This window comes from Kribbella jiaozuonensis (genome assembly GCF_005233875.1).
Taxonomy (GTDB): domain Bacteria; phylum Actinomycetota; class Actinomycetes; order Propionibacteriales; family Kribbellaceae; genus Kribbella; species Kribbella jiaozuonensis.
Genome location: NZ_SZPZ01000002.1, coordinates 781,659 through 796,542, shown reverse-complemented (window position 1 = coordinate 796,542; position 14,884 = coordinate 781,659). Strand labels below are relative to the sequence as shown.

Below are 14,884 nucleotides of genomic sequence, written 5' to 3'. Positions count from 1 at the left end.
CCCATCTGCCTCAGTTATGACACGCCACGGGGGTGGGAGGATCGCTCCCACCCCCGAGACATGAGGTCGACTTCGCTTACTTGTCTTCGAACGCCTTGGTCTCGACGGTGGCCCACTTGCCACCGGCAACCTTGTAGACGGTCAGCACCTTCGACGTGGTGTCACCGTACTGGTCGAAGGAGACCTTGCCGGTCACGCCGTCGAACGAAACCTTGCTCATGGCATCGACCGTCGCCTGACGCGCGGACTCGACGTCCTTGGCGTCCTTCAGCGAGGTCTTCAGCGCCGCGATGATCGCGTTGGCCGCGTCGAAGGAGTAACCGCCGTACGCCGCGTACGGCTCCTTGTAGCCCTGCGCGTTGTAGTCGGAGACGAACTTCTTCGCCGACTCCAGCGAGTCCACCGGCGCGCCGACCGAGGTGGCCAGGTCGTTGTCGGAGGTCTTGCCGGCCAGGGTGATGTACTTCGGGTCGAAGATGCCGTCGCCGCCCATCAGCGGGACGTTCAGACCGGCTGCCTTCATCTGCTGCGAGAGCGGACCGGCCTGCGGGTACTCACCACCGTAGTAGACCGCCTGCGGGGCGGACGGCTTGATCGCAGAGATCACGGCCTGGTAGTTCGAGTCGTCCGGGTTGATGGTCTGGGCCGCAACGACCTGACCGCCGAGCTTCTTGAACTCCTCGGTGAAGGTGCCGACCAGACCCTGGCCGTACGCCTTCTTGTCGTGGATCGTGGCGACCTTGGTGATCTTCGCCGTCTCGTACAGGTACCGGGCCGCGAACGGACCCTGGACCGCGTCGGTGGTGCAGGTGCGGAAGTACGTCTTGTACGGCCGCTGCGGCGCGGTCTGCCAGTTGGCACCCTGGGTCAGGCCGGGACCGGTGTTGGCCGGCGAGACCTGGACGATGTTCTTCGGCGCGAGCACCGGCTGGACCTGCTGGCTGACGCTGGTGTTCAGCGTGCCGACCACGCCGATCACGTCCGCGTCGCCGGCCAGGGCGGTGGCGGCGTTCTTACCGGGGTCCGGCTTCGCCTCGTCGTCCTTCGGCACGACCTCGAGCTTCCAGCCCGGGATCGCGTTGGAATCGTTGGCCTGCTTCACGGCCAGCTCGACGGAGTGCTGGATACCCAGACCCAGGGCCGACAAGTCTCCGGACAGCGGCGCGATGACACCGATCTTGGCAGTCTTCGTCGAACCTCCGGAGCTCCCCCCGGAGTCGTTGCCACTGCGTGAGCCGCAGGCAGTCAGAGCCAACGACGCAACGATCAGCGACGCGCCGACCCTTACTACGGAACGCTGGTGCACTGTTCCTCCCATGTCTGGATAGTCCGGCAAATCCCCGGACTCTCGCGTTTGCCGCGAGCATCCGCAGGTTAGACCTCGGGTGGCTCTTCAGGCGATGTGACAGAGCGTGTGTTGTGAGGTCGTTACAGCGGTAAGCAGCATGGGGAGTAGTGGTTACTGTACGCGCGCTCAGCCCGATGAGCGGAGAGTGATTCAGTCGCTACTGCCAGCCTCGTCAACGACCAACTGCGCGACCTGTCGCATCGAAACTCTTTTGTCCATTGCGGTTTTCTGGATCCACCGGAACGAGTCCGGTTCGGACAACCCGAACTTGGTCTGCAGGATCGACTTGGCCCGGTCGACCAGCTTGCGCGTCTCCAGCCGCTCGGCCAGGTCCGCGACCTCCCGCTCGAGCTCGGCGAGCTCGACGTACCGGGACGCGGCGATCTCGATCGCGGGCAGCAGATCGGCCTTGGAGAACGGTTTCACCAGGTACGCCATCGCGCCGGCGTCCCGCGCCCGCTCGACCAGCTCCCGCTGCGAGAACGCGGTCAGCATCAGCACCGGGGCGATCCGCTCCCCCGCGATCTTCTCCGCCGCGCTCAACCCGTCCAGCTTGGGCATCTTCACATCGAGAATCACCAGATCCGGCCGCTGCTCCTCAGCCAGCCGGATCGCCTCTTCCCCGTCCCCCGCCTGCCCGACGACGTCATACCCCTCTTCCGCGAGCATCTCAGCCAGATCCATCCGAATCAGAGCCTCGTCCTCAGCGATCACCACACGCTTAGCAGTCACGCCCACACCTTAGCGACCTCACGCCTTGGCCCCCACGAACCCGTCCAACACAGCCACCCCCTCTTTCCGACTGACCGCGATCACGTTCCGCCTCGGCTGCCGCCAGGCGATCCCGAGCAGATCCAACGCATCAGTGAGAATCTTCCGAATGTCCTCCGACTCGTTCGAGAACATGTACCGCACGTAGTAGTACCGCTTCCCCGTCGCCGGCTTACTGGCCCAGTTCACAAACCGACACCCATCCGAGTGAAACAACCCCCGCAAGAGCTGTTCGGGGTACTTGGCAACAATCTCCCGCTGCCAGTCAGCCAACTCGATCTTCCGCAGATGCTTCAGCCCAGGGCCGTGCTGCGGGAAGAGACACGTCCAATGCTTCCAACGCGCCTCGATCCGGATCGCATTACCGTTCCGCAGACAAGGGCTCGCGGTAGGTTTCACCAGTCGCATCGTCGCGGCGATCTCCTGGTTGAGGATCGGGTACTTCGGATCGTTCGAGATCGACAAGACGTAGACACCTCGCCTGGCCTTCGCGATGTGGCCGTCGCCCAGGTACCAACCGAGCAACAGCGCGTACGCCGACTCGTCCAGCTCGGCTCCGTCACACCTGGGACAAGGCGTCCCCGGATACGGGGTCCCCCGCGGCAGGCCTTGACGCTGATACAGCCGCCGCCAACGCCGGATCGTCTTGACAGCAACACCGTGGATCTCGGCGTTCGTCTTGTCACTAACGCCGTTGTCCGACATCCGCAACGCGGAGTCCACCGTCTCCTGCGACCTGAAGTGAGCCATGCGACATACTCGCGTCGCCCACCGACAGTTTCGGGCCGTCGTGCCGATGCGCGAGCACCGGCGGCGATGCGCTAACATCTTTCAGGCCACGCCCTGGTATTCCAATTGGCAGAGAATGCGGATTCAAAACCCGTACAGTGTGGGTTCGAGTCCCACCCAGGGCACAAGATCTGTCGGTGCTGCCTGCGAATCTCTCGTCATGTACGACGCGCAGGTCCGTGCCGCCGCAGTTGCTGCGATGGCTCGAGGCGAGAGCTTGTCGTCGATCAGCAAGCGCTTCGGCATGAATCGTGCGACGCTCCGTAATTGGCGGGACCGTCCGGCACCCACGAACGACCCCACCGCCTGCCCACGCTGCTCGAACGGGCACCTCTCCCGAGGTCCGTACGCGCATCTACTAGGCCTCTACCTGGGCGATGGCTGCCTGTCGAAGCACCGGCGCGAGGTGTACGCGCTGCGGATCGCCTGCGACGACTCCTACCCCCGACTAATCGACGAGGCGGCGGAGGCCGTTCTCGCCGTACATCCAACCCGCCCGGTGCACCGCATCCAGGCCGTCGGCTACACGTCCGTCGTCGCCTACTGGAAGCACTGGCCGTGCTTGTTCCCTCAGCACGGTCCGGGGCCCAAGCATCATCGGAGGATCGAACTCGAAGGCTGGCAGCAGGAGATCGTTGCCGAGTACCCCGAACTCTTTCTCCGCGGCCTCTTCAACTCCGACGGCTGCCGAGTAGCCAACTGGACAACCCGCACCGTCGCCGGCCACCTCAAACGCTACGAATACCCCCGCTACATGTTCTCCAACGAATCCACCGACATCATGCACCTCTGCCAACGGTCCCTAGACCTACTCAAGATCCCTTGGCGCGTGCCTCGCCCCAACGCCCTCTCCGTAGCCCACCGCGAAGCAGTCACCCAACTAGACGCCTTCATCGGTCCCAAGTCATAGCCCACCACCAGTCCCGTCCTCAGTCCCCTGCTTCCCCTCCTCGAGCCCCGCGACCCGCCGGCTACCCACCCAGCCCAGCCACATCTCAGAACTCTGTTCTTCGCTCTTGGTCTTTCCCTGCACGACCCCTGACCAGCCGCCAGCGCCCCACTCAGGCCAGCCACTCCTCAGAGCTCTGTTCTTCGCACTTGCACTTGCCCTGCACGACCCCCGACCAGCAGCCAGCTCCCCACCCGGCTCAGCCACATCTCAAATCTCTGTTCTTTGTTTGTTCTTGGGGTGGAAGTAGTTGAGGCGGGCAGTCGGTTGACTGGCCGCCTCAGCTGCTTCTTTGAATGCTTGTTCGGTTACGGGTTTTGGCTGCGGTAGGCGGGGGCTATGCCTTCGATGGCGTCGCCCATGCGGTGGACTCGGAGGGCGTTGGTGGAGCCGGGGATGCTGGGTGGGGAGCCGGCGACGATTACTACCAGGTCGCCCTTTTGGAGTTTGCCCAGTTCGAGGAGGCGCTGGTCTACCTGGCGGACCATTTCGTCGGTGTGTTCGACGGTGGGGACGATGTACGTCTCGATGCCCCACACCACGCTCAGCCACGAGCTGACCGACGGGACCGGGGTGAACGCAAGCAGCGGTACTTCGGTGCGATATCGCGCCAGCCGCAGCGCCGTGTCACCTGACTGCGTGAACGCGATCAGGTACTTCGCGTCCAGCCGCTCAGCAACATCCGCGGCGGCCCGGGCGATCACGCCGCCCTTCGTCTTCGGCTCCCACTCGATCGCCTGGACGCGGCTGAGGCCGTGTTCCTCGGTGGACTCCACGATCCGCGCCATCGTCTTGACGGTCTCGATCGGGAACCGGCCGACGCTGGTCTCGCCGGACAGCATGACCGCGTCCGCACCGTCGAGTACGGCGTTCGCGACGTCGGATGCCTCCGCACGCGTCGGCCGCGGTGCGGAGATCATCGACTCGAGCATCTGGGTGGCGACGATGACCGGCTTCGCGTTCAGCCGGGCCTGGTCGATGATCAGCTTCTGGACCAGCGGGACCTCCTCGAGCGGGAGCTCAACACCGAGGTCACCACGCGCGACCATGAACCCGTCGAAGGCCTCGATGATCTCATCCAGGTTGGCGACCGCCTGCGGCTTCTCGATCTTGGCGACGACGGGGAGCCGCAGCCCCTCCTCGTCCATGATCTTGTGCACCAGCTGGATGTCGGCCGCGTCCCGCACGAACGACAGCGCGATCATGTCGGCCGGCAGGTGCAGGGCCCAGCGCAGGTCCTCGACGTCCTTCTCGGACATCGCCGGCACGCTGACCGCGACACCCGGCAGGTTGATGCCCTTGTGGTTCGACACCGGCCCGCCGACGGTGACCCGGCAGACCACGTCGGTCTCGGTGACCTCCTCGGCCACCAGCGCGATCCGGCCGTCGTCGATCAGCAGCTGGTCGCCGGGTCTCACGTCACCCGGCAGGCCTTCGTACGTCGTCCCGCAGATGGTCTGATCGCCCGGCACCTCCCGGGTGGTGATCGTGAAGCGCTCGCCGTAGGTCAGCGTTGCCTTCCCCTCGGCGAACTCGGCCAGCCGGATCTTAGGACCCTGCAGGTCGACCAGGATGCCGACGTTGCTACCGGTCTCCGCGGCTGCGGTGCGGATCCGCTGGTAGATGCGCTCATGCTCGGCATGGGCGCCGTGGCTCAGGTTGAGCCTTGCGACGTCCATACCTGCTTGGACGAGTTCCAGGATGCGCTCCGGGGCGGCCGTAGCCGGGCCGAGCGTACAAACGATCTTTGCGCGACGCACGTCACAAAACCCTACTCCTGCAAACCACTGCCCCCGCTGGTCCACCCCCATTACTGGACAGTTAACAGCTGATGGCAATCAGCCGCATCGCCTGAATCGTCAAGAACTCAAGGGGGTGTAGGACCCGACGGTCACATCGCCACTGGGTTGCGCGGTGACCGTCTGCAGGCCGACCGGCTGCCCCTTCTGGTACGTGATGAGGGTGACCTCACCCGGCTTCCGCAGCGTGTAGCCCAGCGCGAACGCGTACGCCGCTCCCCCGGTCGTCCCGTTCGTGTACGTCGTGACCGCGCGCCCGTCGATCACCCGCGTCGTCGGCCCGACCTGGCGGTGCAGATGCCCGGACAGCAGCAGCGTCGCGCACCCGCGCTCGGCGGTGTCGGCGTACGACGACGGGTCGTGCACCACCATCGTCGAGATCCGCTTGTCCTCCGGCTGGTCGCAGGCGACGTCCGCGAGCCGCTTCGACTGGTGATCGATCGTCTCGTCCCCCGGCATGTCCGCGCTGCCCAGGCCGGTCTTGGTCGGGTCGCTGTCGCCGAGGAACCGGATCCCCTCGACCTCGACCGGCTTGCTGTCGAGTACGGTGAACCCGCTCTTGCGCATGAATTCCTCGACGTGCCCGCCGGCGTCGTGGTTGCCGGCCACCGCAACCACCTTGAAGTCCTTGAAGTGCTGCCGGAGCGAGTTGATGCTGAACGCTTCCCAGCTCTGCCCCGACGAGGTGTCGTCGCCGGCGTCGATCAGCAGCTTGGCGCCGCCGGCCTTCGCCACCTCGGACGCGAACCCGTCGATACCGATGTTGTCGTGCCGGTCCGACACCAGCAGCGCGACCTTCTCCTCCTTGTTCGGCTGGTGGATCTCCGGCGCAACGTCGGCAACCCGGTCCTTGAGCTGCCCGTACAGCTCGGTCGACTTCCGGTACGTCTCGACCAGCGTCCGGATCACCCCGACACCGCCCGTGGTGGAGAACCCGGACGCGACCTCGACCTTCTTCAGCCGGTCGTCGAACGACATCTCCGGCAGCAGCTTGAACAACGGCTGCCACTGCGTCGGCGGTACTTCGGCCGGCCGCATCCGCCCGGGCCCGTAGATCGAGGCGATCGTGATCAGCATCGCGACCAGTACGACGATGGCGCGGTGCTCGAACCGGCGTTCGTGCCGGTGGACCAGGTGCCACAGTTCGCGCCGGCGACGTACGCCGAGGGCCGTCCACAGCGTCGCGACCACGACGACCACGAGCAGGCCCGTACCGGCTCCGGCGACCGCGTTGTCGACGGCCATCTGCTGGATGACCTGCTTGATCTGCCCGATTTCACCGTCGGGCTGGGACGCGATCAGGGTGTCGCGGGTGAGCAGCTCGGTCAGGTTGTCGGCGTCGGTCTCCTGTACGTCGATGTTGACGCCGATGCTGCCCGGGGTATCGGCCGGGATCCGCAACCGCGGGAGTACGGCGCCGAGGTCGAGCGTCGCGTACCCGTCGAAGGTGGGCGACACCGTCGCCGCGTGTGCGCCGATCGTCACCCGCTCGGAGTCGTTCACGAATCCGAGCAGGCCGACCACGGCCGTGGTCAGCACGAAGAGCAGACTGAGCCCGGCCCACGGCGCGATCGCACGGAGCCGGGCCTTCGTCACCAGCCGGGTAGCCACGCTTCCAACCTATCGAGCCGATCCAGTTCGGGCACCCACCTCGCGTTTCGTGTTGGCGGGTGCCCGAAATGCGATCAGACCGCCAGCGGCCGGGCGGTCGGCGGGATCGGGGTGGGAAGCGTGGACGAGCCGGTGAGGTGGGTGTCCACGCCGTTGGCGCAGGACCGCCCCTCGGCGATCGCCCAGACGATCAGCGACTGACCACGACCCGCGTCGCCGCAGGCGAAGACGCCCTCGACCGAGGTCTGGTAGTCCTTGTCCCGCTTGACGTTGCCGCGCTCGTCGAGCTCGACACCGAGCTGCTCGAGGAAACCCTCACGCTCCGGGCCGACGAAGCCCATCGCCAGCAGCACGAGCTGCGCCGGGATGGTCCGCTCGCTGCCCTCGACCGGGTTGAACTTGCCGTCGGCAAACTTCACCTCGACCAGGTTCAGTCCGGAGACGTTGCCGTCGGCATCGGCCTCGAAGTTCACCGTCGAGACGGCGTACACCCGGTCGCCGCCCTCCTCGTGCGCGGAGGCGACCCGGTAGATCATCGGGTACGTCGGCCACGGCTGGTGCCCCGGACGGTCGTCGCCCGGCCGCGGCATGATCTCCAGCTGGGTCACTGTCCGGGCGCCCTGCCGGTGCGCCGTACCGAGGCAGTCGGCACCGGTGTCACCGCCGCCGATGATCACCACGTCCTTGCCGGTCGCAACGATCTGGTCGTCGACGGTCTGCCCGAGCGCGACCCGGTTGGCCTGCGGCAGGTACTCCATCGCCTGGTGGATGCCGCCGTACTCGCGGCCCGGCACGGGCAGGTCGCGGCCCGCCGTGGCCCCGGTGGCGATCACGACAGCGTCGTACCGCTGCTTGAGCTGGGTGCCGGTCACGTCCACGCCGACGTTCACGCCGGAGCGGAAGACCGTGCCCTCCTCTTTCATCTGCTGGATCCGGCGGTCGACCTGCAGCTTCTCCATCTTGAACTCGGGAATGCCGTACCGCAGCAGGCCGCCCGGGGTGTCGGCGCGCTCGTAGACCGCGACCGTGTGCCCCGCGCGGGTCAGCTGCTGCGCGGCGGCCAGGCCGGACGGACCGGACCCGACGACCGCGATCGTCTTGCCGGTCAGCCACTCCGGCGGCTGGGGCCGGACGTCGCCGGTCTCCCAGGCCTTGTCGATGATCGCGACCTCGACGTTCTTGATCGTCACCGGGTCCTGGTTGATACCGAGCACGCACGACGTTTCGCACGGCGCCGGGCACAGCCGCCCGGTGAACTCCGGGAAGTTGTTGGTGGCATGCAACCGCTCGATCGCCGAAGACCAGTCGTCCCGCCAGACCAGGTCGTTCCACTCCGGGATCAGGTTGCCCAGCGGGCAGCCGTTGTGGCAGAACGGGATACCGCAGTCCATACAGCGGCCGGCCTGCTTGGTGATGATCGGCAGCAGCGCCTTGCCCGGTCCACCGGGGTAGACCTCTTTCCAATCCTGCTTGCGTTCCTCCACCGGCCGCCGGTCGGCGACCTCGCGCGGGGTGGTCAGGAATCCCTTGGGATCAGCCATCAGATGGCCTCCATCATCGCTCGTGTGGTGGCATCCTCGTCCAGCCCGTCACGCTCGGCGGCCGCCTTGGCCGCCAGCACCCGGGCATAGTCGCGGGGCATCACCGTGGTGAACCTGGCAGCCGCCGCGGGCCAGTCGGCGAGCAGCTTGGCCGCCCGTTCCGATCCGGTCTCCTCGAAGTGCCTGCGGACCAGGTCGTGCAGCAGTTCGGACTCGTCGGTGGTGACCGGGTGCAGATCCACCAGCTCCGGGTTCACCAACGCGTGGTCCAGGTCGATCACGTGGGCCACGCCGCCCGACATGCCGGCCGCGAAGTTCCGACCGACCGCACCCAGTACGACGACGCGGCCGCCGGTCATGTACTCGCAGGCGTGGTCGCCGACCGACTCGACGATCGCGGTCGCGCCGGAGTTCCGGACGCAGAACCGCTGGCCGACGCCGCCGCTGATGAACAGCTCGCCCGACGTCGCGCCGTACGCGATCACGTTGCCGGCGATGATCTGGTCGGCCGCGTCGAACCGCGCGCGGCGGTCCGGGCGGATGACCACGCGACCGCCGGACAGGCCCTTGCCGACGTAGTCGTTGGCGTCACCCTCGAGTCGCAGGGTGACCCCGCTCGGTACGAAGGCGGCGAACGAGTTGCCGGCCGACCCGGTGAAGGTCAGGTCGATCGTCCCGTCGGCCAGGCCGGCCGCGCGGTACCGCTTGGTGATCTCGTGGCCGAGCATCGTGCCGACGGTGCGGTTGACGTTGCGGATCGCGAGCTGCGCGCGCACCGGTTCGCCGTTCTCCAGCGCCGGCCGGCAGATCTCGATCAGCTCGTTGTCGAGCGCCTTGTCCAGGCCGTGGTTCTGCCCGACGACCTGGTGCCGCGACGCGCCTTCCGGCAGCGACGGCACGTGCAGGATCGGCGCCAGGTCGAGGCCGTCGGCCTTCCAGTGGTCGACCGCGCGCTGGACGTCCAGCACCTCGGCGTGACCGATCGCCTCGTCGAGGGTCCGGAATCCCAGCTCTGCAAGGTATTCCCGGACCTCCTCGGCGATGAACTCGAAGAAGTTCACGACGAACTCGGGCTTGCCGGAGAACCGCTCCCGCAGTACAGGGTTCTGCGTGGCGACGCCGACCGGGCAGGTGTCGAGGTGGCAGACCCGCATCATGATGCAGCCCGACACCACCAGCGGAGCGGTCGCGAAACCGAACTCCTCCGCACCCAGCAGCGCCGCGATGATGACGTCCCGTCCGGTCTTCAGCTGGCCGTCGGTCTGTACGACGATGCGGTCGCGCAAACCGTTCAGCAGCAGGGTTTGCTGCGTCTCGGCGAGACCCAGCTCCCACGGACCACCGGCGTGCTTCAGCGACGTCAGCGGCGCCGCGCCCGTACCGCCGTCGTGACCGGAGATCAGTACGACGTCCGCGTGCGCCTTGGAGACACCCGCGGCGATCGTGCCGACTCCGACCTCGGACACCAGCTTCACGTGGATCCGTGCCGCCGGGTTCGCGTTCTTCAGGTCGTGGATCAGCTGGGCCAGATCCTCGATCGAGTAGATGTCGTGGTGCGGCGGCGGCGAGATCAGGCCGACACCCGGCGTCGAGTGCCGGGTGCTCGCCACCCAGGGGTACACCTTCGGGCCGGGCAGCTGCCCGCCCTCGCCGGGCTTCGCGCCCTGCGCCATCTTGATCTGGATGTCGTCGGAGTTCGTCAGGTACTCCGCGGTGACGCCGAACCGTCCCGAGGCGACCTGCTTGATCGAGCTCCGCCGGGTCGGGTCGTACAGCCGGTCGGCGTCCTCGCCGCCCTCACCGGTGTTCGACTTGCCGCCGAGCCGGTTCATCGCGATCGCCAGTGTCTGGTGCGCCTCGGCGCTGATCGAGCCGTAGCTCATCGCGCCGGTGGAGAACCGCTTGACGATCTCGCTGACCGGCTCGACCTCGTCGATCGAGATCGGTTCGCGGTCGCTGCCGAACCCGAACAGGCCGCGCAGCGTCATCAGCCGCTCGGACTGCTCGTTCACCCGGGACGTGTACTGCTTGAAGATGTCGTAGCGACCGGTCCGGGTGCTGTGCTGCAGCCGGAAGACCGTGTCCGGGTCGAACAGGTGCGGCTCACCTTCACGCCGCCACTGGTACTCGCCGCCGATCTCCAGCTTGCGGTGCGCGGGCAGGATCCCGTCCGCCGGGTAGGCGCGCAGGTGCCGGCGGCGTACCTCCTCGGCGATCGTGTCCAGGCCGACGCCGCCGATCCTCGACGACGTACCGGTGAAGTAGATGTCGACGAGGAACGGGGACAGCCCGTTCGCCTCGAAGATCTGGGCGCCGGTGTACGACGCGACCGTCGAGACACCCATCTTCGACATGACCTTGAGCACGCCCTTGCCGAGCGACTTCACCACGTTCCGCACGGCCTGCTCGGGCTCGATCCCCGGCAGGTAGGTGCCGCGCCGGCACAGGTCCTCGACGGACTCCAGCGCCAGGTACGGGTTGATCGCGGCCGCGCCGTACCCCATCAGGAGCGCGACGTGGTGGACCTCGCGAACGTCACCGGCCTCGACGACGAGACCGACCTGCGTACGGGTCTTCTCCCGCACCAGGTGGTGATGGACCGCGGCGGTGAGCAGCAACGACGGGATCGGCGCGCTGTCGGCGTTCGAGTGCCGGTCGGACAGCACCAGGATGCGGGCGCCGTCCCTGATCGCGGCACTCGCCTCCGCGCACACCTCGTCGAGCCGGGCCTTGAGCGCCGCGCCGCCCTCCTCGACGTCGTACACGCCGCGCAGGACCGTGGTGGCCAAGCCTGGCATGTCGCCGTCGAGGTTGATGTGCCGGAGCTTGGCCAGCTCGTCGTTCGTGATCACCGGGAACGGGATCACCACCTGCCGGCAGGACGCCGGGCTCGGGCTGAGCAGGTTCGCCTCCGGGCCGAGGGACGACGACAACGAGGTGACGAGCTCCTCGCGGATCGCGTCCAGCGGCGGGTTCGTGACCTGGGCGAACAGCTGCGCGAAGTAGTCGAACAGCAGCCGCGGCCGGTCGCTCAGCACCGCGATCGGCGTGTCGGTGCCCATCGAGCCGATCGGCTCGGCGCCGGACTTCGCCATCGGGGTGAGGATGACGCGCAGCTCCTCCTCGGTGTACCCGAAGACCTGCTGGCGCCGGGTCACCGACGCGTGGCTGTGTACGACGTGCTCCCGCTCGTGCAGGTCCTCGAACCGGATCAGGCCGCCGTGCAGCCATTCGTCGTATGGGTGCTCGGTGGCGAGCGCGTTCTTCACCTCGGCGTCGGTGATGATCCGGTGCGCGTCGACGTCGACCAGGAAGATCCGGCCCGGCTCGAGCCGGCCCTTCTCGGTCACGGTCGCCGGGTCGATGTCGAGGACGCCGGCCTCGGACGCGAGGACGACGAGGCCGTCCTCGGTCACCCAGTAGCGCGAGGGGCGCAGGCCGTTGCGGTCGAGGACCGCGCCGACCTTGGTGCCGTCGGAGAAGACCACCGACGCCGGGCCGTCCCACGGCTCCATCAGCGTCGAGTGGAACTCGTAGAACGCGCGCCGCTTCGGATCCATCGTGGTGGCGTTCTCCCACGCCTCCGGGATCATCATCAGCATCGCGTGCGGCAGCGAGCGGCCGCCGAGGTGCAGGAGCTCGAGGACCTCGTCGAAGGAGGCCGAGTCCGAGGCTCCCGGCGTACAGATCGGGTAGAGCTGCTCGAGGTCGCCGGGGATGAGGTCGCTGGCGAGCAGGGCCTCGCGGGCGCGCATCCAGTTGCGGTTGCCCTGGACGGTGTTGATCTCACCGTTGTGGGCGATGTACCGGTACGGGTGGGCCAGCGGCCAGGACGGGAACGTGTTCGTCGAGAACCTGCTGTGGACGATGCCGATCGCCGAGGCGAGGTCCGGATCGGTGAGCTCGGGGAAGAACTTGTCCAGCTGGCCGGTGGTGAGCATCCCCTTGTAGGTGATGGTCCGGCCGGACAGCGACGGGAAGTAGGTCTCCGTCTCCTTCTCGGCCCGCTTCCGCAGCCGGAACGCCATCCGCTCGAGCGCCAGGCCGAGCACGCGGCCGGTCTTCGCGGTGACGAACAGCTGCTTGAAGGTCGGCATCACCGAGCGTGCGGTCGCGCCGAGCAGGTCTGGCGTGGTCGGGATGTCCCGCCAGCCGACGACGCTGAGCTGCTCTTCGGCGGCCAGCTCCTCGATCCGGTTGATCGCCTTGGCGGCGTCGTCGGGATCCGCGGGCAGGAACGCGATACCGGTCGCGTAGCTGTGCGTTGCCGGCAGCTCGAACTCGCACACCTTGCGGTAGAAGGCGTCCGGGACCTGCAGCAGGATGCCGGCGCCGTCGCCGGAATCCGGTTCGGCGCCGGACGCGCCGCGGTGCTCGAGATTGCGCAGGGCGGTCAAGGCCTTGGCCACGATGTCGTGGCTCGGTTCACCGGTCAGGGTCGCGACGAAGGCAACACCACAAGCGTCGTGCTCGTGCTGCCCGTCGTAAAGACCCTCGCTCGGGAATGGGGGGCGACCATACATTCAGGGGCTCCCGTCGTCCTACGGTCAAACAACTGGCCGCGGGACAACATTGGCCCAAGCCGGGTGTCCCGAGACTACCTCATGACGCCCACCAGCTGGACTTCCCGTCCACCGTGAAACGCCTTGATGACCCACAGTAAGCAAGCGCTCACTACTAGCCTCCCATCTTCCCAGCCCACCGCCCCCACAACCACCCAAACCACCCGAAATTCACCTGCTGAGACCACTCGCGGTGGAGTGGGCTGGAGAGGGGCTGGCTGGGGCTCTGGGGCGGTTCGTGGGGAGTTCGGTGGTCGAGCCTGCCTGGGGTGCTCGGGACGTGCTGCGAGACCGTCTGAGGACCGTGGAGCTGCGGGGTGGATGGGATGCGCTGACTCGGGCCGGCCTGAGTTCACCGGCGATCAAGGAGCTGTGGGTACGGCGGGAGGCCGCGCTGGCGGTGCTGGACCGGCTGCCGCGGGTGCCGACGCATGGCGATGCCCTCCGGTGAACCTGCTCGGCCGGGACGGCGAGGACGTCGTCGCCATCGACTGGGAGCAGTTCGGGCTGGGGCCGGCTGGATTCGACCTGGGGTATTTGGCGCTCGCCGTGGACACCCCGCTGGATGCGTTGGTTGCTGCGCACGGTGGCGACGTACGGCCTGGGGCGGTGCTGGTGGCGGCGTATACCGGGGTGTCGCGGGCGGCTTGGGCGCTTGCGCGGCCGGGCGCCGGGGGTCAGGTCGGGCGGCTGGGGAGGTTGGCGGGGGTTGTGGATGAGGCGGTCAGCCAGGCGGTGTGGAAGGACTTGTAGGTGGGGTAGCGGGTGGTGGTGGCTTCGGTGAGTACGGCGTGGAGTGGGGCGGGTGGGTCGGTGAGGAGGAGTTGGGCGGTGCGGGCCATCACGTAGGCGGTGGTTCGGGTGTCGATGGGGGCTCCGAGGGCGTGTTCCTCGGGAGCCATGTAGCGGCTGGAGCCGAACATGCGGCCCATCGTGTTGACGAACGGGCCGCGGTGGTAGCTGTCGAGGTCTATGACCGTCAGGCGCTTCGCCGGGAAGTCGTAGAGCATCGAGGAGTGGTAGAAGTCGCCCTCGACCCAGCCGGCGGCGTCCAGGTCGGCGTGGAGGTCGTAGAGCGTGTTGAGCGCGGTGAGGATCTCCTCGGTGGGGAGCGCCTTGAAGCGTTCGAGGGCGGGGCCTAGGAGGTCGCCGTCGCGCCAGTCGTAGACGAGCACCGGCCCGGCCGGGGATTCGACGACCGCGTGCAGGGTCGGCAGGGCGGGGTGGGCGACGGAGTGCGCGAGTTCGACGGCGTTGCGGAGGAGGGCTACGCGGCCGTCGAAGTCGAGGTACGACTGGGTGTCGGTGGGGTCGCCGGCGGTCTTGACGAAGTACCGGGTGCCGGCGGTCTGGACGCCGTACGAGATGTTGCCGGAGTCCTGGGTGCCGAAGCGGGTGAAGACGGTGCCGAGTTGTTCGAGATAGGCGGGCGGTTGGACGTCGATCTCGTCTGGAAACACCCAGGCACGCTAGTGCAGGCCTAGCTGCGGGCGCGATCGAATTGGCCCGGTCTG

General features: G+C 67.4%; 11 protein-coding genes and 1 tRNA gene. 4 read left to right on the top strand and 8 right to left on the bottom strand.

Annotation, left to right across the window (positions count from 1 at the left end; genetic code table 11):
- Positions 1–76 precede the first annotated feature (76 nt).
- The 3 genes from FDA38_RS15360 to FDA38_RS15350 all read right to left on the bottom strand — a co-directional run bounded on the left by FDA38_RS15360 (position 77) and on the right by FDA38_RS15350 (position 2,869).
- The gene (locus tag FDA38_RS15360) at positions 77–1,318 is read right to left on the bottom strand and encodes a branched-chain amino acid ABC transporter substrate-binding protein (protein ID WP_233714727.1); all 1,242 of its coding nucleotides are present in this window, start codon (positions 1,316–1,318) and stop codon (positions 77–79) included.
- Between the two features lie 180 nt (positions 1,319–1,498).
- Entirely contained in the window at positions 1,499–2,080 is a 582-nt protein-coding gene (locus tag FDA38_RS15355; RefSeq protein ID WP_134098654.1) for an ANTAR domain-containing response regulator, read from the bottom strand.
- Between the two features lie 18 nt (positions 2,081–2,098).
- The gene (locus FDA38_RS15350; protein ID WP_137254708.1) at positions 2,099–2,869 is read right to left on the bottom strand and encodes a helix-turn-helix domain-containing protein; all 771 of its coding nucleotides are present in this window, start codon (positions 2,867–2,869) and stop codon (positions 2,099–2,101) included.
- Between the two features lie 90 nt (positions 2,870–2,959).
- Here FDA38_RS15350 and FDA38_RS15345 point away from each other — a divergent pair.
- Both FDA38_RS15345 and FDA38_RS15340 read left to right on the top strand, forming a co-directional pair.
- Positions 2,960–3,033: transfer RNA gene (locus FDA38_RS15345), tRNA-Leu, on the top strand.
- A gap of 35 nt (positions 3,034–3,068) precedes the next feature.
- Complete coding sequence (locus tag FDA38_RS15340; RefSeq protein WP_137254707.1) at positions 3,069–3,818, top strand: helix-turn-helix domain-containing protein; 750 nt, start codon at positions 3,069–3,071, stop codon at positions 3,816–3,818.
- A 347-nt stretch (positions 3,819–4,165) separates the two neighbouring features.
- Here the strand turns inward: FDA38_RS15340 and pyk are convergent, their stop codons facing one another.
- From pyk to gltB, 4 genes are all read right to left on the bottom strand, one after another.
- Positions 4,166–5,617: a pyruvate kinase gene (pyk, locus tag FDA38_RS15335; RefSeq protein ID WP_137254706.1), complete on the bottom strand. Its 1,452-nt coding sequence runs from the start codon at positions 5,615–5,617 to the stop codon at positions 4,166–4,168.
- 99 nt (positions 5,618–5,716) lie between these two features.
- The gene (locus tag FDA38_RS15330; protein ID WP_137254705.1) at positions 5,717–7,267 is read right to left on the bottom strand and encodes a metallophosphoesterase family protein; all 1,551 of its coding nucleotides are present in this window, start codon (positions 7,265–7,267) and stop codon (positions 5,717–5,719) included.
- A 74-nt stretch (positions 7,268–7,341) separates the two neighbouring features.
- Entirely contained in the window at positions 7,342–8,808 is a 1,467-nt protein-coding gene (locus FDA38_RS15325) for a glutamate synthase subunit beta (RefSeq protein ID WP_137254704.1), read from the bottom strand.
- The gene (gltB, locus tag FDA38_RS15320) at positions 8,808–13,331 is read right to left on the bottom strand and encodes a glutamate synthase large subunit (RefSeq protein ID WP_137254703.1); all 4,524 of its coding nucleotides are present in this window, start codon (positions 13,329–13,331) and stop codon (positions 8,808–8,810) included. Before gltB ends, FDA38_RS15325 begins: the two co-directional genes overlap by 1 nt.
- Positions 13,332–13,650: 319 nt before the next feature.
- Between gltB and FDA38_RS42235 the strand changes: the two genes are divergently transcribed.
- Positions 13,651–13,821: a hypothetical protein gene (locus FDA38_RS42235; protein WP_170989745.1), complete on the top strand. Its 171-nt coding sequence runs from the start codon at positions 13,651–13,653 to the stop codon at positions 13,819–13,821.
- On the top strand, positions 13,818–14,123 hold the full coding sequence (locus FDA38_RS15315; protein ID WP_137254702.1) for a hypothetical protein: 306 nt from the start codon (positions 13,818–13,820) through the stop codon (positions 14,121–14,123). Before FDA38_RS42235 ends, FDA38_RS15315 begins: the two co-directional genes overlap by 4 nt.
- On the opposite strand, the gene FDA38_RS15310 is transcribed toward FDA38_RS15315, so the two are convergent.
- On the bottom strand, positions 14,048–14,830 hold the full coding sequence (locus FDA38_RS15310; protein WP_137254701.1) for a serine/threonine-protein kinase: 783 nt from the start codon (positions 14,828–14,830) through the stop codon (positions 14,048–14,050). The genes FDA38_RS15315 and FDA38_RS15310 overlap by 76 nt on opposite strands.
- Between the last annotated feature and the right edge of the window lie 54 nt (positions 14,831–14,884).